Here is a 20,133-nt window from a genome sequence, read left to right as displayed (position 1 = left end):
TCCCCGCATCCTACGCGGCTGTCATTTTGCCAAGCCGCTGCAACCGTTCCATCCTGCTCACACGGTCAGGCCGGGGGGCGCTGAACGATTGACGTGAGCTGCTCTCCGCGCTGCTGCCGCGACGTTCCATCCCGGAGCCTTTCCCCGCTATGCGGATCGCCGTCATCGCCACGTATACCCACCCCACCCGGCTCCGTATCAAGGAGCCGTCCATCATGCAGTCCTCCGTGCCGGAGCTCATCGCCGGACTCTGCCCGGAGCACGCGCACGTCGAGCTCTACAACGAGAAGGAAGCCGACATCCCGATGGACCGCCACTGGGACCTCGTCTTCTTCTCGTACCTGCACTCGTACTACGAGCACACCAAGGTGCTCTCCACCCTCTTCCGCCAGCGCGGAATGAAGACGGTCGCCGGTGGACGCCACGCGTCCTACTTCCCCGACGACGCGAAGCAGTACTTCGACGCGGTCATCACCGGCGAGCCCGAGGCCAACGTCCCCGCCCTCATCGAGGACTTCGAGAAGGGCCAGCTCCAGCCCGTCTACAGCCGCCCCTCCCTGGGCGCCTCCGCCATCCGCCCCTACCGCTACGAGCTCATCGACTTCACGAACAACAAGCTGCGCCTGCCCGGCATCGAGGCCTCCCGCGGCTGCCCCTTCACCTGCAACTTCTGCGTCCTCACCGGCAACGAGCGCTACCGCTTCCGCCCCGTCTCCGCCGTCATCGACGAAATCCAGACGCGCATGCGCTGGAACCCCAACTACCTGGGCCTCATGGGGGACGCCTTCGTCTTCCTCGACAACAACCTGGGCGGCTCGCCCAAGTACCTGCGCGAGCTGTGCGAGGCGCTCATCCCCCTGAAGAAGACCTGGGGCTGCGCCCTGACGTTCAACGTCCTCAAGGACGAGTCACTCGTGAAGCTGATGGCGAAGGCCGGCTGCCGCTACGTCTACACGGGCCTGGAGTCCCTCAACCCCGACTCCATCAAGGCGATGAACAAGGGCCAGAACAAGCTGAGCGAGGTGGACGCCGTCATCCGCCGCGTCTTCTCCGCCGGCATCCTCCTGTCCTTCGGCCTCATCGTCGGCTCGGACGGCGACACCAACGAGTACCTGGAGAAGCTGCCCATGTACCTGGCGGACCTGAAGTACTTCTCCGTCACCTTCCTGGGCATCGTCTGCCCCTACCCGGAGACGCCCTTCTTCCGCGAGCTGCAGGCCGAGGGGCGCCTGCTGCCCGGCACCGTCAGCCGCGACTACGACGGCTACACCCTGTGCCACCAGCCGAAGAACCTCCACACCTCCGAGGTCATCGAGCACTTCAACCGGCTCTGCGGGGAGCTGGGCAGCCTGCCCAACATCGCGAAGCACTACTGGTCCAAGCTCACCATGAGCGACATGCCCCGCTACAAGCAGACCATCCTCTTCTCCGGCCCGGAGATTCTCAGCATCCGCAACCCGGTGAAGAACAAGGCCCGCCGCTACATCGCTGGACAGGATGCCCTGGAGGAGTGGGACGTCCGGCAGATGGACGTCCTGCGGCTCCAGCCCCAGCGGCTCACCTGAGACCGCCGCTCATTCAAGATGCGGATGACTCCTGCTGCCAGCGAGGAAGGGGCGCGCCCCCACGAAATGAGCCTTCCTTCCAAGCCTCAGGGTGGGGACGGCAGCCCCCGTGCGGTCATGCCATGCCAGGGCCGCAGGCTCCGGTGCCGTCGGGGACGTGTCATGGGCAGGCTCTCGGAAGGGCTGACTTGAGACCTGGAGGGAGCCCGCCTCGCCTGAGCCCGCGAGAGGTCTTCCGGCCTCTCCGCGGGCCATGGGCCGCAGCGGACCTGCCCGGTCGTCCGCCGTCGGCATGTCAGCCCCACCCGGTAGGAAGGTGCTGGCGGAAGGAACGTTCCTTCCGCGGGCGGGTCGGTCCGGCAGGGGGTGGGTAGATGATCATGGAGCTGTACCAGCAGTTCATGGCCACGCGGATGGAGGAAGCGGCGGCGGTGATGGCGCAGCGCGGCTACGAGAACACTTCGGCCGCGGAGCTGGCGCGGGTGATGCGCATGTCGGTGGGCTCGCTGTACCGGCGCTATGGCAGCAAGCGCGGCTGTGCGCTGGCCATTCGCGACTTCTCCGACGACGAGCTGTACCGGTATGCGCGCTACGAGTTCCAGATGGCCAGCACGGACGAGGGCGCGGGCTTCCGCGAGGGCTTCTTCGCCCTCTGGCGACTGCTGGCCAACTACGTGTTGCGGATGCCCGGCGTCTTCAGCTTCGTCTTCCTGCACGCCCGTCCGGAGCAGGGGCCGGACGACGAGCGAGGCTGGCGGGTGCGAGACCTGATTCGCGAGGTCGTCAGCCAGGGCGAGCGCGACGGAGCACTGGAGCCGGGTTCCGCGATGGCGAGGACGTGCCTGGTGTGGGGCGCGCTGGCGGAGCTGGGGCGGGTGGCGGCGAGGTGGGAAGGCGCAGTCACGGAGGAGGACGTGCTCGCGTCGGCGGAGGCGCTCTGGCGGGCGCTCGGGCCCAGGGAGGAGTCGGCGCCCCGGGGGCCCGGAGGCAGGCCACCTCCTGACGGCGAGAAGGCCCCGGATGAGGCGACCGGCAGTGGCGCGGCGGAGGCAATGGATGAGGGCGCGGCGACGCATCCGCCAAGCGCTCTGCCCGTGAAAACGGAGCGTCCCCACGCCATGGTGGAGGGCGCTACTCCGGCAAATGCCGCGCGTGGTCCTCACGCCATGGTGGAGGGCACTACTCCGGCAACTTCCGCGCGTGAACACCTGGGGCTGCGCACGTTGAGTGCCTCACCCAGGGGGGCGGGGACGGCGCGGTCCGCAGCCGCGAGGGATAGAGAAGCGCTTGCAGCAGCTCACGATGCTCCGGCGTTCGGGCGCCCGATGCACGACAGGCCCCATGGCGTTCTTCGATGCGGCATGGCCGGAACGAGGACACCGCACTCGGGAGGCGCCTACCGGGCTGCGTGGCCAACAAGGCGCTGGAGGCCATGGCGGTCGTCACGTTCCTGCATGCCATGGCTCCGGGAGGGCTCGGAGCCTTCCGGATGCTGCAGGACTCTTCCGCGTCATGAATCAGGCCGCGGGGCTCCGCGCCCCGTGGCGCCGCGAGGGCACCTTCACGTCGGTGGCCAGGCCCAGGCCCCGCAGCAGGCGGATGAAGAGCCAGCCCGGGTCGAACTGCCACCACACCCACCCGTGCCGCGCGGACGCGGGGTACGCGTGGTGGTTGTTGTGCCAGCCCTCGCCCAGCGCCAGCACGCCCACCCACCACACGTTGCGGCTCAGGTCGCGCGTGTCGTGCTTGCGGTAGCCGAAGCCCTTCCAGTGGCAGACGGAGTTCACAGCGTACGTGCTCTGCATCCACGCCACCACCGGCAGGAAGAAGCAGGCCGGCAGCGCGCTCCACCCCAGCGTCAGCCCCAGCACCACTACGGCAATGACCTGCGGCCCCAGGCGGAAGCGCACCAGCCAGTGGTAGTACCGGTCATCCGCGAGGTCCTTGCAGTACGTCCGCCATGCCTGCTCGTCCGTGGAGCCCTCGTCGAGAATCCACCCCATGTGCGCCCACCAGAAGCCGCGGATGGGCGAGTGGATGTCGCCGTCCACGTCCGGGTGCGCGTGGTGGATGCGGTGGTTGGCTGCCCACAACAGCGGGCTGCCCTGCCCCGTCAGCATGGCGACGGTGACGAGCGCGTACTCCACCCAGCGCGGGCACTTGAAGGCGCGGTGGCAGATGAGCCGGTGCAGCCCCACCGTCGTCCCCAGGCCGATGGCCACGTACAGGCCCAGCGCCATGGGCAGCGCGTAGGGCGGCCACGGCAGGAAGAAGGCGGAGAGCGCCAGCGCGTGGACCACCACCATGTAGGCGATGATGACGGGACTCAGGCGGTGGCGCGGGGCGGTGACCGAGGTCATGACCGCGAGTGTAGTGCGGGCCGGGGCCCGGGCAAGCCGGGCACCCGCACCTCAGGCCCTGGCGCCAGGGCCCACGGAGACAGGAGCGCCGGGCGGCGGCATCTGGAGGGTGTCCGTCAGCTCCAACCGCTCGACGCGGCGCAGCTCCGCCTTCGCGCCGATGGCGGTGAAGATGTCGCGCGCCCGCGCCAGCAGCTCCGTCCGGCGGTGCGGCAGGGCCACGGCTGCGTCGTAGTATGCAACGCCCGTCTCCCACCGGTTGGGGCTCGCCTCCAGGACGCGGATGGCCTCGTCGAACACGGGCTCCGCCGCCTTCACGCCCTTGCGCAGCCGCAGCGAGCGCGCCGTCACCCGCAGCGCCGGCCCCTTCAGATACGGGTACAGCTTCGACAGCGCCCGCGCCTTGAAGCTGCTCAGCTGGACGATGCGCAGCAGCTTGCCCCGCGGCACCACCGTGGCCCCCTCCTCCAGCGCGAACAGCGCCGCCTCCGCCGCGTCCACCAGCCCCACCTGCAGGAAGGGGATGAGCACGTGGTAGTTCCAGATGGTGTCGAACGAGCGGAGCGCCACCAGCGCGGACTCCTCCACCTGGTGCTCGCGCACCGTCACGTTGGCCAGGTGGTTGAGGCTGGCGCACTGGTTGGCCACGTCGTCCACCTCGATGCTGATGCGCAGCCCCGTCTCCAGCTCCGCGCACAGCTCCCCCACGTCCCCCTCACCCCTCAGGTAGCGGCACATCGGCATCCACGAGTGCGCCCAGCCCTGGTGCATCAGCGCGTTCAGCTCCAGGCCAATGGCGTTCATCTGCCGGTAGAGCCCCTCGGCCGACTCGAAGCGCGAGTTCAGGAACTCGCCCGTCGCCAGCATCATCAGGCAGGTCTGCCGCTCCCAGCGCTCGCCCACCTGCCGCAGCGTCGCCACCGCCTGCTCCTGGAAGGCGTGCGCGCGCGTGAGGTCGTTGGTGAAGAAGGCCTGGATGCCCAGGCGGCTGAGCGCCAGCCCCTCCGCCACCGGGTCCTTCGCGCGGCGCGCGTGCTCCAGCGCCCGCTCGCAGTGCCGCAGCGAGCGCTTCACCAGCCCGGCGCCGAACAGCAGCGTGGCGTAGAAGCCCGTGGCCACGCTCACCGCGTAGTCGCTGCGCGAGCGCTCCGCCATGTTGGTGGCCACCAGCGTGGCCCAGGTGAGCTTCTTGATGTCCGCGAAGTAGTAGATGCGGATGAGCGAGATGAGCGTGGACAGCTGCTTGAGGTACAGCGGCAGCCGGTGCGCCGGCAGCGGGCGCATCAGGAAGGGGAACACCCACGCCAGGAAGCGCAGGAGGAGGTTGCCCACCGTGCGCAGCGCCAGCGCTCCCAGGTTGCGCGGCGCGCCGTGCCCCATCAGCACCAGCGCCTGCTCCAGGTCCTGGATGGCCTTCGTGGACTCGCCCTTCTCCTGGTACGAGCGCCCCAGCCCCAGGTGGATCTCCGCCCGGCGTGACTCCTGCTCCTCGTCCGCCAGGCACTGCTCGAACATGAGGATGGCGCCGTCGTAGTTGCCCGCCTGCAGCAGCGTCTCCGCCAGCTCCTGCATCACCTTGCGCGTCTTGAGGAGGACCTCGTCCGGATCCAACGCGGTGGTGACGCCGAGGATCTCCAGCGCCCGGTTGTAGTGGTGGATGGCGTCTTCGTTGGCGTACTGCTCACGCGCGCTGCGCGCCGCCAGCAGCGTGTACTCCAGCCCCTTCACCTCGTCGTTTCCGGCGAGGTAGTGGTACGCGAGGATGCCCGCGGACTTGACGGGGTTGTCGCCCGCGCGCGCCTCGATGAAGCGCGCCATCCTCCGGTGCAGGTCCTCGCGCGCCGACACCAGCAGCGTGTTGTACGCCACGTCGCGGATGACGATGTGCTTGAAGATGCAGGTGAAGGGCTCCTCCAGCTCCAGGAGGATGAGCCCCAGGCCGCGCAGCGTGTCCACGGCCTCGCGGATGCGCTGCGGCGACACCGAGCCCGGCGCCAGCGCCGCGACGGCCTCCAGCGTGAAGATGCGCCCCACCACCGAGGCCACCTTCACCACCAGCTTCTCCGTCTCGCTCAACAGGTCGATGCGCGAGAGCACCACGTCCTGGATGGAGTCCGGCAGCTCCAGCCCCTGGAGGCTCCGCTTGAGCTCCATGCGGCCCGAGCCCGGCGCCACCACCCCCAGGTAGCCCTTCTCCACCAGCCCCTGGACGATGGACTCGGCGAAGAACGGGTTGCCCTGCACCTTCGCCAGCAGCATGTCCTCCAGCGCCAGGTCCGGCGGGTCCATGCGCAGGTGCATGCGCAGCAGGGCCCGCGTGTCGTCGTCATCCAGGCTGGACAGGTCCATCCAGCGCAGCCCCGGCAGCCCCTTCAGGTTCTTCAGCGGCTCGCCCGGCCGCATCGTCACCAGCAGCGTCAGCCGCAGCGAGGACAGCCGCGCCGCCACGTACTCGATGAGGTCGACGGAGATGTTGTCCGCCCAGTGCAGGTCCTCGAAGAACAGCAGCACCGGCTTCTGGCGCGACAGCTTCTCCAGCAGTTGGAAGATGATCTCGAAGACGACCTGGTTCTTGCGCCGCGCGTCCAGGCCGCGGGTGATGGGCTCCTCCTCCAGCGGCAGGCCGAGGATGGCGCCCAGCACCGGAATCCACTCCGGGCCCGCGTCCACCAGCCCCTCGAAGCCCTGGGTGAGCCGGCTGACCTGCGTGGCCAGGTCGTCCGCCTCGTGCAGGCCGAAGGCCTGGACCAGCACCTCCTTCCACGGGAAGAAGGGGGTGAACATCTCGTACGAGTAGCAGATGCCGTACAGGCTGCGCGCGTCCAGGCCGGACTCCGCCTCCTCCACCATCTTGGCGCCCAGGCGCGACTTGCCGATGCCCGCCTCGCCGGACACCACGCACACCCGGCCCTGCCCCGCCAGCGAGTCCTGGAGCGCGCCGCGCAGCGTCTCCAGCTCCACGCGCCGGCCGACGATGTCCCCACCGCCCTTGATGAGGAAGCTGCGCCGCACCTCCGTCTGAAGCCGGAACACCGGCACCGTGCGCGTGACGCCCTTGAGCTTCGCGTCACCCACGAACTCGGTGATGAAGCCGCCCTGCTGGAGCTTGCGCTCGGTGTGCGAGTCGATGTGGATGCCGGTGCCGCGCCCGTGCGTCATCAGGCGCGCGGCCAGGTTCACCACCTCGCCCAGCGCGGAGTAGCCCTTGCGCCACGGCGAGCCCATGTCGCCGAAGTAGGCGTGCCCGGTGGCGATGCCAATCTGCAGCTCCTGGACGAAGGGGAACGCGTCCCGCTCGCGGATGAGCTTGCAGGCCAGCTTGCAGGCCAGCACCTCCTTGTTCTGCTGGGCGGTGGGCGCGCCGAAGATGACGTAGAGGACGTTGCCCTTGTCCGTGAAGTCCGTCATCAGGAGCACGCCGCCGTGGTGCGCGCTCTCGCGCTGGACGTGCTCGTAGAAGGCGTTCAGCTCGCGGGTGAAGGCCTCGGCCTCGTCGGGCCCCGTGGTGCTGGTGAAGCGCAGGAAGAAGCAGGTGAGGTCGCGGAAGTCCCCGCTGAACTCCTGGTGCGCCGTCGTGATCTTCGTGAAGAGCACCGGGTGCAAGAGCAGCGCGCAGCGCGCCACCAGCTCCTCGCCCCCCGGCAGCGTGGCCGGCGGTGGAGGCCGGGCCTGGAGCGGCGCGGCGGGCTCCAGGCGGAAGGCCCCGTCCCGCGCCTCGCCCCGGCGCGCGGCGTCCGGGAGCAGCTCCCAGGCGCGCGGGCTCAGGAGCACCTCGCCCACCGTGGCGCGCTTCTCCGCGCCCACCGCCTGCTCCAGCGGCTGGCCGATGAGCGCCGGGTGCATCCACATGCCCGTGGTGCCGAGCATGATGCGGTGCGACTCGCCGAAGCCGATGCCGATGCGCGAGGACACGCTGAACCGCTGGCCCAAGAGCTCCAGCCGGGCGAAGCGCGCCAGCCGCTGCTGCACGTCCAGCGCGCACCGGGCCGCGCGCTGCACCACGTCCGAGTCGGACTCGCCCTCCACCGGCTCGTAGGCGGCGAGGATGGAGTCCCCGGCGAACTGGTAGATGTCGCCGCCGTGCGTCTTCACGACGTCGATCATCTCCGTGTAGTAGCTGGTCAGCAGGCGCTGGAGCGCGTCGATGCCGCGCGGGCCGGCGCCGCTCAGGCTGACGACGATGGGCGTGAAGCCCGCGATGTCCAGCACGAGGATGGCGCCGCGCACCGGCTCCACCAGCGGCAGCGCGTGCGGCTCCAGGTGCTCCAGCCGGCGGAGCATCGCACCCGGGACGTACGGGACGAGGGAGGCGAGGATGGAGTCCGAGTCGGCCGGCTGGCGCATGGGACTGTCCCTCAGGCCAGGGCCGTGTGGCGGATCCAGACGGCCACCGCGCACACCGCGGCGTAGAAGAAGATCTCCAACGTCTCCAACGGAGGCTGGGCCTTCCTCAGGGCGCCCCAGACGTGCACCACCACCATGGCCCCGCACACCAGGGCGATGAGGTCGAACAGCGCCGGCTGGCTGTCCGGGTCAGGGATGTACTGCACCAGCGTGAGGATGATGGCCGTCGCCACCCCGCCCAGGCACCGGGCGAAGTACACCGTCAGGTCCGTGTTCCCCTCGGGAATCTTCCACCCGAACACCCGCGCCCACTTCAGCGGGCACAGCAGCAGCGGCAGCCCGAAGACCGCCAGGAACGACAGCGTCGAGACCACGAGGAACCAGCTGGCGAGCGGATGTTGGGCGCTGATCATGACGGTGTGCAGGGACGTCCCGGCCGCCCTTTTCTTGGGCGGTGCCGACCGTACCCCGCATGTGAACCATTCTAGACGTTTTGTACACGCCGGGCCGCACCGGCCGTATCAATCCGCGAAGTCCCCGGAATCTGGCCCTTACGGGGCGTGCGGGCGACCTGCCTCCCGGACGGTCTCCAGGATGAACTCGGCGACGCGCTCCAGGGAGTCGGTGCGCTCGAGGTCCGCGTGGAAGCGGCGGAAGGACTCCGGGGGGCCGTAGAGGATGACGGGCTTGCCGTAGCGCAGGGCCAGGCCGGCCTCGGCGGCGGTGCCGGGCCCGCCGGGGAGCGCCACCAGGGCGTGCGGGGTGAGGACGTTGATGTGGTTGCGGCTGAGCAGGTCCGTGCCCTGCTCGCCGCTGAGCGGCAGGTGGGTGTAGATGGCCAGCTCCACGCCGGGGTTGGGGTAGCCGGGGCGGGGGCGGTACTCCCCGCCGTCCACCGTGCCGGGGACGATGCCGATGGAGATGCCCCGCCGGCCCTCCACCTGCACGAAGGCGTCCGCGGCCACGCGCATGACGCCGCTGCCCGCGCCGGTGAGCAGGTCGAAGCCCGCCTCGGCAATCCAGCGGACCAGGGGGATGACACGCTCCGCATGGTCCTCCTTGCCTGATCCGAAGACTCCGATGATCCGCCGTCCCCTGCGCATGGGCTCCGCTCCTCCACCTCATTGACCGGCCCCGGCCCCAGCTTCTTCCATGCTGGCGCGGACTTCCTTCCGCAACGGTTCAGTGCCCCACGCTCGGCGCGTCCGGCGTTCACCGATGGAAGGATCCACCCCCGGACACAGGCCCATTTGACGCTTGCATGACGGCCGGCGGTCCAGCTCGGCAGCGCTCCCGCCGGCGCCTCCCTGTCAGACCCCCTCTCTACCTTCGTGCACGTAAGCCTGGAGGTCGGCCATGTTCGATTGCTGTGGTGGGTGCGACCGTCGCGGGAGCGCCGGTGAAATCTTCGACTGGTGTGCCAACTGCGAGCTGTCGCGGTGCCCCGGCTGCATGGAGCTCGGCTGCTGCGACAGCGAGCCCGCGCGGTCCGGCCGTGCCGCGCCGCTCCTGCTGCCGGACCCCTCCCCGGAGGATGAGGCGCTGTCCCTTCCCGAACACTTCGGTGGCCGGTGCTGCACCCGCGCGCGCGCCGTCGCGTGCTCCTGCGCCTTCCACTGGGTCTGCGAGGCCCATGGCGATCAGCACATCGGCACCCACGACTGAGGGCCGGCACGCCCCGGAAGAGGGAAGAAATCCCGGCACCCGCGTTCATCCCGTGTGAGTCCCCGGGCACGTCACCAGGCGTCGCCCCATCCGACGGGTAGGACGATGATGCCTTCGCCGTTCTCCGACATTTCGGGACATTCCGTTTTCTTGAGTCATCCGGTCGGGCCGCTAGCCTGTGAGCGCGGCGGGGGGGCTCGCACATGATGACGATTCTGGGACGCAGTCCCATACATGCCCGGCTGCTGGCGCTGGTGGACGCGGCGGCGGGAAACGACGCGGAGGTCCTCATCCAGGGGCCCAGCGGCGTCGGCAAGGAGCTGTACGCGCGGCGGGTGCACGAGCAGAGCCCGCGGGCGCCGCATCCCTTCATCCCGGTCAACTGCGGCGCCCTGCCCCCGGACCTCTTCGAGAACGAGCTGTTCGGCCACGTGGGCGGCGCCTTCACGGGGGCGCGCTCGCGCGCGAGGGGCCTGGTGGCCGAGGCGGAGCACGGCACGCTCTTCCTGGACGAGGTCGACGCGCTGCCCCTGGCCAGCCAGGTGAAGCTCTTGCGGCTCATCCAGCAGAAGGAGTACCGGCCGCTGGGAGACTCACGGCTGTATCGCTCGGACGTGCGCATCATCGCCGCCACCAACGCGGACCTGCTGGCGGAGACGCAGGCGGGCCACTTCCGCTTCGACCTGTTCTTCCGCCTGCGCGTGCTGCCCATCGAAGTGCCGCCGCTGCGGGAGCGTCCGGAGGACATCCCGCCGCTGCTGGAGCACTACCTCCAGCACTACGCCGTGGAGTACGGCCAGGCGCCCGTCACCTTCTCGCCGGAGGCGCTGGAGCGGCTGCTGACCTATTCGTGGCCGGGCAACGTGCGCGAGGTGGAGAACTGCGCGCGCTACCTCTTGTGCACGCGCCCCGGCTCGCGCGTGGAGGTGGAGCACCTGCCGCTGCTGTCGGAGCTGACGCCGAGCACGGCCGCGCGGCTGGAGGCGCAGCGCCTGTCCCGCGAGTCGTTCCAGGACGCCAAGCGCCGGGTGGTGGAGGCCTTCGAGCGCGCGTGGGTGGAGGAGTCCCTCACCGAGCACGAGGGCAACATCGCCGCCGCGGCCCGCGCCAGCGGCAAGCACCGGCGCGCCTTCTTCGAGCTGATGCGCCGGCACGGGCTGAAGGCGCGCTCGCGCTGAGGCGCCCCGCTCCGGCTAGCTCTGCTCCACGATGCTCCGGGCCTCCAGCGCGAAGACGTGGGCCTGCACCTGGTGCAGCAGCTCGGAGAGGCGCGCGCTGCACGCCGCGCTGCGCTCGGGGTCCGGCGAGCCAATCCCATCCGCGAGCTCGCGCCACTGCACGTCCTTCAGCAGCTGCTGCCGGAGCGCGGCCGTGACGACATCCGCCCAGGTGGGCTGGCTGTACGTGAAGTTCAGCGCCAGCGTGTCCTCCGAGGCGTCGGTGGAGTGCCAGTAGCCGCGCGGCACGAAGAGCACCGAGCCGGGCTCGAGCGCGATGACCTCGGCGCCCTCGGGCATCTGCTGGGGCAGCTCCTGCTCCAGGTAGCCGGCCAGCTCGGGCGAGGGAGGGCCCATGTTCATCGCCCAGCGGTCCGTGGGAAAGGGCACCTGGGTGTTGGGCGCGAGCGTCCAGCGCTTGGTGCCGCGAAGCTGCACGACAATGTTCGCGTTCGCGTCGAAGTGGGGGCTGTTGCCGCCGCCGGGCGGCGAGGCATAGACGATGGTCCGCGCGACGGCGTTGCGCGCCAGCCCCAGCTCGAGGGCCAGCGTGAACAGCCACTGCTCGAGCAGGGGGAGGAAGCGCTCCGCCGAGTCGAGGATGAGCGCCATGCCGCTGCGGTACAGCGCCCCGGCGGACTCCGCGTCCACCCGGATGACGCTGTGCTCGTCGCGCCGGTCCGGCAGCGCGACCATCACCGGGCCGCGGTAGGCGTGCAGCAGTCGCTCGAGGTCCTGGAGCTCGGGGAGCTGTGCGAGGGCCCCGAGCCGCTCGAGCGGACCGTGGCAGGCCAGGTGCCGCCGGGGCCAGTACTCCGCCAGGAAGTCGGAAGCCGAATGTGACGGGAAGAGCTGCTCGAGAAGGGGGCGCTCCGGCGACTCCAGATCCATGCGAAACGGTAACACGCGAGACGGAGGACCAGCAGGCCGTCCGACTCAGCGACGCATCAGCACCTGCAGACCTCCTCTTGCTCCCGCCAACCGGTAGCCGGCTCGTGCAAGGCGCTCAACCCCTGCCGCATCCATCCCGGCAGGGTTGCTCTCGAGCAGCCATTCGCCACCCTCCGCCTTGGAAAGCGTCAACTCCGGCACGACAGCCCCCCCGAGAAGCCCCTTCACCAAGCGCAGTTGACCCGTGAGGTGATCAGGCCCGTCCAGCTGCTGATCACGACGACGTTCATGCAGGGCGCGTCGAGAATTGAGCCTCGCCAGGCCACCCGCCAAGGTCGTGGACTCCCATCGCTGGATGTCGCTCTCCGCGGCGACAATCTCCGCCCGCAACTGCTTGCTCGTTCCAGCCCAGAGGACCCCACGCGGAGGAAGTGGGAATCGGGTTACCGTGGCCGCTGATGCCTCGAGAGTGAGACAGGCCGGTCCGGTATCCACGTCCGCCGACCAGGCTTCGCGCTGAACGGCCAGCTTCCTGAGGGAAAGGAAGGGCGCATGCTTCCCGAGCACCTCCAGCGTGTCGACGATGTTGCCCGTCTCCCCTTCCCACTGCAGCCGAAGCACCACCCCTTCGTCGCGCTCGTGGAGCACAGTCACATCCGCACCAGCGGCTACTTCCTTCAGCCGGGACAGCAGCTCCCCCTTGTCGGTTGGAGGGCAGTAGAGGCGCAGTCGGCGCTCTACCGTTTGTAGCTCGCGCTCCGACTCCGCCCGGTTCTCCAGCCGATCCTTCAATTCGGCGCGCACCAGCTTCGAGGTTCGCGCCAGGTCTCTCAGTTGCTGGATCTCCTCCGTCTCGCAGGCCACGAGCCCCAAGGCGGCTGTGACAAGGCACACCCGCATCCAAATGGGATGGGCCGTCATCGGACGGCGTACTCCGTCACTCTTCTGGTGAGTCATCGTCATCCCGTGGTGCCGCGGCTCACCCAAAGGCAGGCGCGACGCACCGTCCTACGGCCATGCGCGACGCGAAGCCACACGCCGTGAGTGGGAAGCGCGAGGACGCCTGGAATCAAGCCTCGGCTCCCCCCTTCACCCTGCCCACGGCCCGGAGCTGCCCCTCACGGGCCGGTGGATGTTTTCGTCCACCCCCATTCCGCAAGGGCCACGCGGGGTTGCGCGCGGGGGTGGAGGTTTTCATCCCGCTGGCCCCGGTGCAGCCCGTCCTTCGCTCCCTTCAAGTGTGCGGGATCACTGCGCCGCGCACGCCTGAGTGCATGGGCACGCGGGTTGCTGTCCTGCCTCCGACTCTTCCGCAGCACCATGGGGGTGTGCGCGAACGTAGGTGGGTGACGGGGGCAACGCAGTGGCAACGTATGCGGCCATCTCCGCGGTCGGTCAGGGCCTGCTGGCCCTGCTGGAGCAGGCGTGCCCCAAGCCCGAGTTCGAGGGCGCGAAGTTCCGCCTCTACCAGGCCGCTGACTTCAAGGCGCCCATGGACGAGGGCGTCTCCCTCTACCTGTACCGCGTCACGCCCAGCGTCACCCGCCGCAACCTCCCCGGCCGCGTGGACGCGCAGGGCCGCCGCACCCGCCGGCCCCTGCCGCTGGACCTCTATTACCTCCTGACGCCGTGGGCGAAGTCCGCCGTGAAGCAGCACCGGCTGCTCGGCTGGGCCATGCGGCAGCTCGAGGACACGCCCACCCTCACCGCCAGCTTCCTCAACCACTACGGCACGCCGGAGACGGACACCTTCCTGCCCGACGAGACAGTCACTGTCGTCTTCGACCCGCTGTCCATCCAGGACATGCTCAACATCTGGAAGCCGGGCGAGCCCAACCTGCAGATCTCCGCCACGTACATCGCGCGGATGGTGGGCATCGAGTCCGGCATCTCCGACGAAGAGGCCGGCCCCGTGCAGACGCGCGTCCTCGCGCCGGGGAGGTTGACGGAGCGATGAGGCCCGCCATCCACGTCATGGAGCGGCTGTCGCGCGTAGCCCCGCTGGGCGTGCGCTTCCGCGACGAGGCCACCGGCACCCTCGTCGGAGACGGCCTGGAGGTCAGCGCCTTCCCGCTGGGCCTCCCCGCCGCGCGCCGGCACTCCATCGTCAACCGCTCCGGCATCCACGTCCTCATGGACCTGCCCGGGCTGAGGGACCTGGAGTACGCCGACGGCGACGCAGGCGACGACGCGTGGTGGGCCGCCCTGCCCGCGCGCCGGCCCTACACCGTGGAGGTGCGCGACACGCTGGGCCGCTTCCTGCCCTGCGCCTTCCGCGCGGACCTTCCCCACCGCGGCCTCTTCACGCCCGACTGCGTGTCGTCCCCGCCCTCCCCCCTGTCGCCCAACGAGGGGCCCGCGGTGCCGCTCTACTCCGCGCCGTCGCGTCAGTCCGCGGTGCCCATGGCGGTGCTGCGCGCCGAGCTGTGGGACCAGCCGATGCGGATTCCCGCGGCCTGGGCGCTGGTGGAGGCCACGCCCGTGGCGGGCGGCGTCACCGCGCGCGGCATGGCGGACGCGCAGGGGCGGCTCGCCCTCTTCTTCCAGTACCCGGAGCCGGTGGACTTCGCGCCGGGCTCGCCGCTGGACGCGTCGAGCCTTCCCGCGGGGCCGCCCCTGCTGGACCAGTCGTGGGCGCTGCAGGTGCGCGTCCACTACGCCCGCCGCACGCCGGTGCCCCAGCTGCCGGACGTGTGCCTCACGCTGTCCCAGCCCCCGGCGGGGGTGTGGGCGGACAGCACGGGCAGCCCGCTGGAGCTGCTCGAGCCAACGCTGCGCTACGGCCAGGAGCTGGTCCTGCGCACCCAGAACGCGCCCCAGTCCCGGCTGTGGATCACCCCTCCCTAGGAAAGACCGATGCCCGAATATCTTGCCCCTGGCGTATTCGTCGAAGAGACCAGCTTCCGCTCCAAGTCCATCGAGGGAGTGAGCACGACCACCACGGGCTTCGTCGGCCCCACGCGCTACGGCCCGGTGGACCTGGAGCCGGAGCTCGTCACCAGCGTGGTGGAGTTCGAGCGCATCTACGGCAACCGCCGTCAGCTCGCCTTCAAGACGATTGGCTCCCTGCACAACTACACGTGGCACGCGGTGCGCGCCTTCTTCGAGGAGGGCGGCAAGCGGCTCTACATCAGCCGCGTCTACCGCAAGCCGGGTGACACGACCTACACCGGCCTGGACTCCACCATCGACCTGGGTGGCGGCACCACGGTGGCCACCGAGTACGCGGACGGCCACGCCCGCACGCTCCTGGACCTGACCGCGGCCAACAAGGCGGAGACGCTGGCCCTGACGGCGCGCTACCCGGGCTCGGCCGGAAACTTCCGCGTGCGCTTCTCCCTGCGCGTGGGTCAGAACGTCCTCTCCTTCGACGCCGGAGCGCCCCGCGTGGGCGCGCTGCTGCCACGGGACGTGGTGCTGATTCGCGACATCCGCTCGCCCATCTCCAGCCCGGTCGGCTCCGGAGAGCCCTACCTGGCGGAGTGGGACGAGGACGCGCAGGACTGGAGGTTCACCAAGGGCGACAGCAGCCCCATCACCTCCATCCTCCTGTCCAGCATCACCGAGGGCGACGGCTATGAGATTCGCGTCATCACCGCCGCGGTGACGGTCATCCCCACGGACGACCCGGCCTCCGCGCAGACGTGGGACGGGCTGGCGCTGGACCCCGCGCACACGCGCGCCGGAGCGGAGGACTCGCTGTCCGCGCGCTTCGGCTACGACGCCGCTGACACGGCGAAGAACCGCGACGTCCCCATCATCATCTCCGTGCAGGACCTCACCGACGGCCTGGGCGTGCTGCAGGCGTTCCTGGACGCCAGCCTGGCCAGCCCGCCGATGAGCCCGCCGCTGGACACGGCGCTGGAGGACCCGGACTCGCCCGAGTCGCAGCGCTCGCTGGAGGTGCTGCTCAAGGGCGGCAGCGACGGCGTGCGGCCCACCGCGGACGAGTACAAGGGCCAGCAGATCGTCAACACCACCCGGAAGACGGGCCTGGTGCAGTTCGAGGACCTGGAGGACATCTCCATCGTCGCCGCGCCCGGCTCCACGTTCGGGTACGAGAACGGCTACGGCAACGACGCGGCCAGCATCATCAACCTGCTCATCTCGCACGCGCAGCGGATGAAGTACCGCATCGCCGTGCTGGACAGCGGCAACGGGCAGACGCTGTCGCAGGTGCGGGCGCTGCGCGCCAAGATTGATTCGAGCCACGCGGCCCTCTACTACCCCTGGGTGAAGGTGCTGGACCCCGTCACCCGCCAGCCCATCTTCCTGCCGCCCAGCGGCTTCGTGGCGGGCATCTACGCGCGCAACGACGTCAACCGTGCCGTGTACAAGGCCCCCGCCAACGAGGTGGTGAACTTGGCGCTCGGCTTCGAGTTCAGCCTGAGCAAGGCGCAGCAGGAGGTGCTCAACCCCGAGGGCATCAACGCCTTCCGCTTCTTCGAGGGCCGCGGCAACCGGCTGTGGGGCGCGCGCACCACGTCGTCGGACCCCGAGTGGAAGTACGTCAACCTGCGCCGCTACTTCGCCTACCTGGAGCGCTCCATCGACAAGGGCACCCAGTGGGCGGTGTTCGAGCCGAACGGCGAGCAGCTCTGGGCGAACGTCCGGCGGACGATTGAGGACTTCATGCTCAACGAGTGGCAGGCGGGCGCGCTGCTCGGGGACAAGCCTGAGAAGGCGTACTTCGTGAAGTGCGACCGCAGCACCATGAGCCAGAACGACCTGGATAACGGTCGGCTGGTCTGCCTCATCGGCGTGGCGCCGCTGCGCCCGGCCGAGTTCGTCATCTTCCGCATCGGCCAGTGGACCGGCGACCGGAAGTAACCCTCCTGGAGACCACCCATGGCTGTCTTTCGTGATCGCCCCTATGTGCAGTTCAACTTCCTGGTCGACCTGGGCACCGGCACCACCGACGGACCGGACGCGGGCTTCCAGGAAATCTCCAACATCGGCATGGAGGTCACCGTCGCGGAGTACCGCAACGGCAACGAGAAGGAGAACAGCGTCCGCAAGATTACCGGCCTGAACAAGGCGACGGACGTGACGATGAAGCGCGGCGTGATTGGCTCGCTCAGCCTCTACAACTGGCTGAACCAGCTGCGCAACGGCGACGCCAACGCCCTGCGCACCGTCACCATCCAGCTCCAGAACGAGGACCACACGGCGGTGGTGCAGACGTGGAAGCTCTTGCGCGCGCGCATCATCAAGCACATCAGCGGCCCCATGAACGCCAAGGGCACCGACGTGGCGATGGAAGAGCTCACCATCGCGTACGAGCGGCTGGAGATGGAGTGACGTGAGCCGCCCCGCCGCCAGACGCCTTCCCGGCCTCCGGTTCGAGATGCAGGCGCCGCCCGTGGCGGACGCGCTGCCTCGGATGGACGTGGCCGCCTTCGTCGGCTTCGCCGCATCCGGCCCGCTGCACGTGCCGGTGGTGGTGGAGGACGTGGCGGACTTCGAGGCCGTGTTCGGCCCCGCGCCCCTGCTGGCGTGGGACGCGGAGCGGGGCGAGCCGGTGTACGCGCAGCTGGAGCCGGCCGTGCGGGCCTTCTTCCGCAACGGCGGCCGGCGCTGCTGGGTGGTGCGGGTGGCGGGCCCCAGCGCGCGCGCCAACACCTTCCCGGTGCCGGGCCTGCTGCGGGTGACGGAGGGCGGCGGCGTGTCCGAGGCGCTGGCGCGGGCACGCTCGGAGGGAAGCTGGTCCGACGCGGCCCAGGTGGCGTCCTCCATCCACCGCGAGCCGGTGGAGCTGGTGGACTGGCACACCTCTCTCGACGGCGGCGTGGAGCTGACGGTGACGGCGCCCGGCGGCGTGGCCGTGGGCGACCTGCTGCGGGTGAGCTTCGACGGGACGAGCTGCGCGCTGCTGGCGCCGGTGGAGGCCGTGGAGGCGGTGTCGATGGAGACGGTGCCGACCTGGTCGGGGCCGGTGCCCCGGCGGGTGACGGCGAAGGTGCTGGCCCCTCGCGCGCGGTGGCTGCAGTCGGACGTGGCGCCCGTGGACACCACGCCCTTCATCTCCTGGACGCGGGGCGTGGGCGACGAGGTGTCCCTGGACGTCACCGCGCTGGACGACCCGGGACCGGGCACCACGCCGCGCGTCCTCACGCTGACGCTGGACCTGGACCCGGAGCAGGCGCCTCCCGCCGGCACGGTGCTGCGCATCGTGGACGCGTCCACCGGCGAGCACTGGCTGCCCGTGGAGGCCGTCGTCCTGGGCCAGGGCGTGGGCGCGGCGGTGCAGGTGTCCGGCGTGGCGTCGCGGGTGCTGACGTCCGCTCCGCCGGAGGTGGCGTCCGCGCCCGCCTGGTGCGAGCGGCTGACGCTCGGCCTGTGGACGCGGCGGGGCGAGGGGCAGCCAGCGCGGCTGGAGCGGCTGGGCTTCTGCCCCCAGCACCCGCGCCACTGGGCCGCGCTGCCCACGGACGTGGAGCGCGCCCGGCACGAGGACGCCCTGCCCTCGCGCCTGCCCGAGGAGCGGCTGCCGCAGGACTGGCGCCAGGGCGTGCCCTCCGAGCGCTTCCCCCTGGCGGGCCCCGGCGCGGAGGGCGAGGCCTTCTCCATCCCCCTGGGCCTGACGGACCAGCCCACCGCCTTCGTGGGCTGCACGCCGCCGCCCGGTGACGCGCTGGTGCGCGACGGGCTGGCCACCTTTGGCTCGGAGCTGTTCCTGGACGCGGGCGTGAAGTCCCTGGGCACGGAGGCGCTGCTCTCCACGGCCGACTTCCTCCGCTACCAGAGCACCCAGCCGCGCGCCCTCAAGGGCCTCCACGCGGTGATGGACCGGCTGGATGCCAGCCTGGTGTCAGTGCCGGACGCGGTACACCGCCCGTGGGTGCTCACCGGCCGCCCCGCCGTGCCGCCTCCCGAGGACGGCGAGCCGCTGCCCGAGCCCGCCTGGGGCTCGTTCCTCGACTGCGCCCTGCGTCCCCCGCCCCCGCCGGAGCCGCTGGTGGCACAGCCCGAGGAGCCCGCCTCCGGCCAGGCCTTCACCCTCACCTGGGCGCTGGTGGACGGGACGGGCGTCGTCTACGTGCTGGAGGAGGCCACCCGGCCGGACTTCAGCGACGCCGCCGAGGTGTACCGGGGGCCGCTGGTCGAGCGCACCCTCTACGGGCGCACCACCGGCACGCGATACTACCGCGTGCGCGCCGAGCGTGGGGGCGTGACGGGCCCGTACGCGCCGGGCGTGGCCGTCACCGTCGCGCCCCAGGCCCGGTGGCGCCTGGTGGCCACGGACGCGTACGACGTGGGGCCGCTGCTCGCCGTGCAGCGCGCGCTCCTGCGGATGGCGTGCGTGCGGGGAGACCTGCTGGCCGTGCTGTCCCTGCCCGAGCACTACCGGGAGGCGGACGCCATGGCGCACGCGGCGGCGCTCCAGTCCCCGCTGGGCGCGGAGGAGGACGGCGTGCCGCCGCTGGGCTTCGTGGAGGAGCACGCGCTGTCCTTCGGCGCCCTGTACCACCCGTGGACGTTCGTCACCGAGGAGGGCCGGCTCGCCACGCCCCGGCGCATGCCTCCGGACGGCACCGCCTGCGGCGTGCTGGCGCGGCGGACGCTGGCGCGCGGGGCGTGGGTGGCCCCGGCCAACGAGCCCTGGGACGGCGTGGTGGCGCTGAACCCCGCGCTCAGCCAGGACCGGTGGCTGGACCTCCAGGAGGCGCAGGTGAACGTGGTGCGCCAGGAGCCGCGCGCCTTCCTCACGCTCTCCGCCGATACGCTGGCCACGGACCCGGAGCTGCGGCCCATCCACGTGCGCCGGCTCTTGTCGCTGCTGCGGCGCTCGGCGTTGCGGCTGGGCGCCACCTATGTCTTCGAGCCCAACGACGCCAGCTTCCGCCGCCGCGTCCAGTACGGCTTCGAAGTCCTGCTGGGAGAGTTGTTCATCCAGGGCGCCTTCGCCGGGAAGACGCCCGCGACAGCCTTCCAGGTGGTGACGGGCGACGCGCTCAACACGCCCACGCAGGCGGAGCAGGGACGCTTCTTCGTGGACCTCAAGGTCGCGCCGTCCCAGCCCCTCACCTTCCTCAGCGTGCGGCTCGTCCAGAGCGGCGAGCGCGGGCTCGTCACGGAGGTCCGCTAGGC

At 70.5% G+C, this 20,133-nt stretch carries 14 protein-coding genes and 1 pseudogene; 9 read left to right on the top strand and 6 right to left on the bottom strand.

The features are described from left to right. Window positions 1-149: 149 nt before the first annotated feature. Window positions 150-1,565, top strand: a complete 1,416-nt coding sequence (locus tag LXT23_RS08530; protein ID WP_253979612.1) for a B12-binding domain-containing radical SAM protein — start codon at window positions 150-152, stop codon at window positions 1,563-1,565. Window positions 1,566-1,939: 374 nt separating this feature from the next. Continuing rightward, window positions 1,940-2,104 (top strand): annotated as a pseudogene (locus LXT23_RS50615) (helix-turn-helix domain-containing protein); the annotation flags it as partial. Between the two features lie 978 nt (window positions 2,105-3,082). Here LXT23_RS50615 and LXT23_RS08525 read toward each other — a convergent pair. From LXT23_RS08525 to LXT23_RS08510, 4 genes are all read right to left on the bottom strand, one after another. After that, a complete protein-coding gene (locus LXT23_RS08525; protein WP_253979611.1) occupies window positions 3,083-3,925 on the bottom strand; it encodes an acyl-CoA desaturase in 843 nt (280 codons plus the stop codon). Between the two features lie 51 nt (window positions 3,926-3,976). Next, window positions 3,977-8,269: an AAA family ATPase gene (locus LXT23_RS08520; protein ID WP_253979610.1), complete on the bottom strand. Its 4,293-nt coding sequence runs from the start codon at window positions 8,267-8,269 to the stop codon at window positions 3,977-3,979. Window positions 8,270-8,280: 11 nt separating this feature from the next. Further along, window positions 8,281-8,682, bottom strand: coding sequence for a hypothetical protein (locus LXT23_RS08515; RefSeq protein ID WP_253979609.1), 402 nt, complete (start codon window positions 8,680-8,682; stop codon window positions 8,281-8,283). Window positions 8,683-8,820: 138 nt separating this feature from the next. Further along, window positions 8,821-9,372 (bottom strand): SLOG cluster 4 domain-containing protein, encoded by a 552-nt coding sequence (locus LXT23_RS08510; protein WP_253979608.1) that lies wholly within the window; start codon window positions 9,370-9,372, stop codon window positions 8,821-8,823. Window positions 9,373-9,625: 253 nt separating this feature from the next. On the opposite strand from LXT23_RS08510, the gene LXT23_RS08505 reads away from it, so the two are divergent. Together LXT23_RS08505 and LXT23_RS08500 are read left to right on the top strand one after the other, a co-directional pair. Further along, a complete protein-coding gene (locus LXT23_RS08505) occupies window positions 9,626-9,934 on the top strand; it encodes a hypothetical protein (protein ID WP_253979607.1) in 309 nt (102 codons plus the stop codon). A 203-nt stretch (window positions 9,935-10,137) separates the two neighbouring features. Beyond that, window positions 10,138-11,112 (top strand): sigma-54 interaction domain-containing protein, encoded by a 975-nt coding sequence (locus LXT23_RS08500; RefSeq protein ID WP_253979606.1) that lies wholly within the window; start codon window positions 10,138-10,140, stop codon window positions 11,110-11,112. 15 nt (window positions 11,113-11,127) lie between these two features. On the opposite strand, the gene LXT23_RS08495 is transcribed toward LXT23_RS08500, so the two are convergent. Both LXT23_RS08495 and LXT23_RS08490 read right to left on the bottom strand, forming a co-directional pair. Next, complete coding sequence (locus LXT23_RS08495) at window positions 11,128-12,042, bottom strand: JmjC domain-containing protein (RefSeq protein ID WP_253979605.1); 915 nt, start codon at window positions 12,040-12,042, stop codon at window positions 11,128-11,130. 45 nt (window positions 12,043-12,087) lie between these two features. Continuing rightward, window positions 12,088-12,963, bottom strand: coding sequence for a hypothetical protein (locus tag LXT23_RS08490; RefSeq protein WP_253979604.1), 876 nt, complete (start codon window positions 12,961-12,963; stop codon window positions 12,088-12,090). A gap of 442 nt (window positions 12,964-13,405) precedes the next feature. On the opposite strand from LXT23_RS08490, the gene LXT23_RS08485 reads away from it, so the two are divergent. From LXT23_RS08485 to LXT23_RS08465, 5 genes are read left to right on the top strand one after another with little or no spacing between them, the layout of a single operon-like run. Next, window positions 13,406-13,999 (top strand): DUF4255 domain-containing protein, encoded by a 594-nt coding sequence (locus tag LXT23_RS08485; protein ID WP_253979603.1) that lies wholly within the window; start codon window positions 13,406-13,408, stop codon window positions 13,997-13,999. Then, on the top strand, window positions 13,996-14,889 hold the full coding sequence (locus LXT23_RS08480) for a hypothetical protein (protein WP_253979602.1): 894 nt from the start codon (window positions 13,996-13,998) through the stop codon (window positions 14,887-14,889). The genes LXT23_RS08485 and LXT23_RS08480 overlap by 4 nt, the downstream gene beginning before the upstream one ends. Window positions 14,890-14,898: 9 nt before the next feature. Continuing rightward, a complete protein-coding gene (locus tag LXT23_RS08475) occupies window positions 14,899-16,872 on the top strand; it encodes a phage tail sheath family protein (protein WP_253979601.1) in 1,974 nt (657 codons plus the stop codon). Window positions 16,873-16,890: 18 nt separating this feature from the next. Further along, entirely contained in the window at window positions 16,891-17,343 is a 453-nt protein-coding gene (locus tag LXT23_RS08470; protein ID WP_253979600.1) for a phage tail protein, read from the top strand. A 1-nt stretch (window position 17,344) separates the two neighbouring features. Then, window positions 17,345-20,131, top strand: a complete 2,787-nt coding sequence (locus tag LXT23_RS08465) for a hypothetical protein (protein ID WP_253979599.1) — start codon at window positions 17,345-17,347, stop codon at window positions 20,129-20,131. Window positions 20,132-20,133 lie beyond the last annotated feature (2 nt).

This window comes from Pyxidicoccus xibeiensis, assembly GCF_024198175.1.
In the GTDB taxonomy this organism is placed as follows: domain Bacteria; phylum Myxococcota; class Myxococcia; order Myxococcales; family Myxococcaceae; genus Myxococcus; species Myxococcus xibeiensis.
The sequence above is the reverse complement of the archived record's forward strand: the minus strand, read 5'-3'. Positions and strand labels throughout refer to the sequence as shown.

Excerpts from the sequence above, each read along its gene's own strand:
- LXT23_RS08495 (WP_253979605.1), bottom strand. The coding sequence starts at position 12,042 with ATGGATCTGGAGTCGCCGGAGCGCCCCCTTCTCGAGCAGCTCTTCCCG.
- LXT23_RS08520 (WP_253979610.1), bottom strand. The coding sequence starts at position 8,269 with ATGCGCCAGCCGGCCGACTCGGACTCCATCCTCGCCTCCCTCGTCCCG.
- LXT23_RS08515 (WP_253979609.1), bottom strand. The coding sequence starts at position 8,682 with ATGATCAGCGCCCAACATCCGCTCGCCAGCTGGTTCCTCGTGGTCTCG.
- LXT23_RS08490 (WP_253979604.1), bottom strand. The coding sequence starts at position 12,963 with ATGACGGCCCATCCCATTTGGATGCGGGTGTGCCTTGTCACAGCCGCC.
- LXT23_RS08470 (WP_253979600.1), top strand. The coding sequence starts at position 16,891 with ATGGCTGTCTTTCGTGATCGCCCCTATGTGCAGTTCAACTTCCTGGTC.
- LXT23_RS08475 (WP_253979601.1), top strand. The coding sequence starts at position 14,899 with ATGCCCGAATATCTTGCCCCTGGCGTATTCGTCGAAGAGACCAGCTTC.
- LXT23_RS08500 (WP_253979606.1), top strand. The coding sequence starts at position 10,138 with ATGATGACGATTCTGGGACGCAGTCCCATACATGCCCGGCTGCTGGCG.
- LXT23_RS08480 (WP_253979602.1), top strand. The coding sequence starts at position 13,996 with ATGAGGCCCGCCATCCACGTCATGGAGCGGCTGTCGCGCGTAGCCCCG.
- LXT23_RS08530 (WP_253979612.1), top strand. The coding sequence starts at position 150 with ATGCGGATCGCCGTCATCGCCACGTATACCCACCCCACCCGGCTCCGT.
- LXT23_RS08505 (WP_253979607.1), top strand. The coding sequence starts at position 9,626 with ATGTTCGATTGCTGTGGTGGGTGCGACCGTCGCGGGAGCGCCGGTGAA.
- LXT23_RS08510 (WP_253979608.1), bottom strand. The coding sequence starts at position 9,372 with ATGCGCAGGGGACGGCGGATCATCGGAGTCTTCGGATCAGGCAAGGAG.
- LXT23_RS08525 (WP_253979611.1), bottom strand. The coding sequence starts at position 3,925 with ATGACCTCGGTCACCGCCCCGCGCCACCGCCTGAGTCCCGTCATCATC.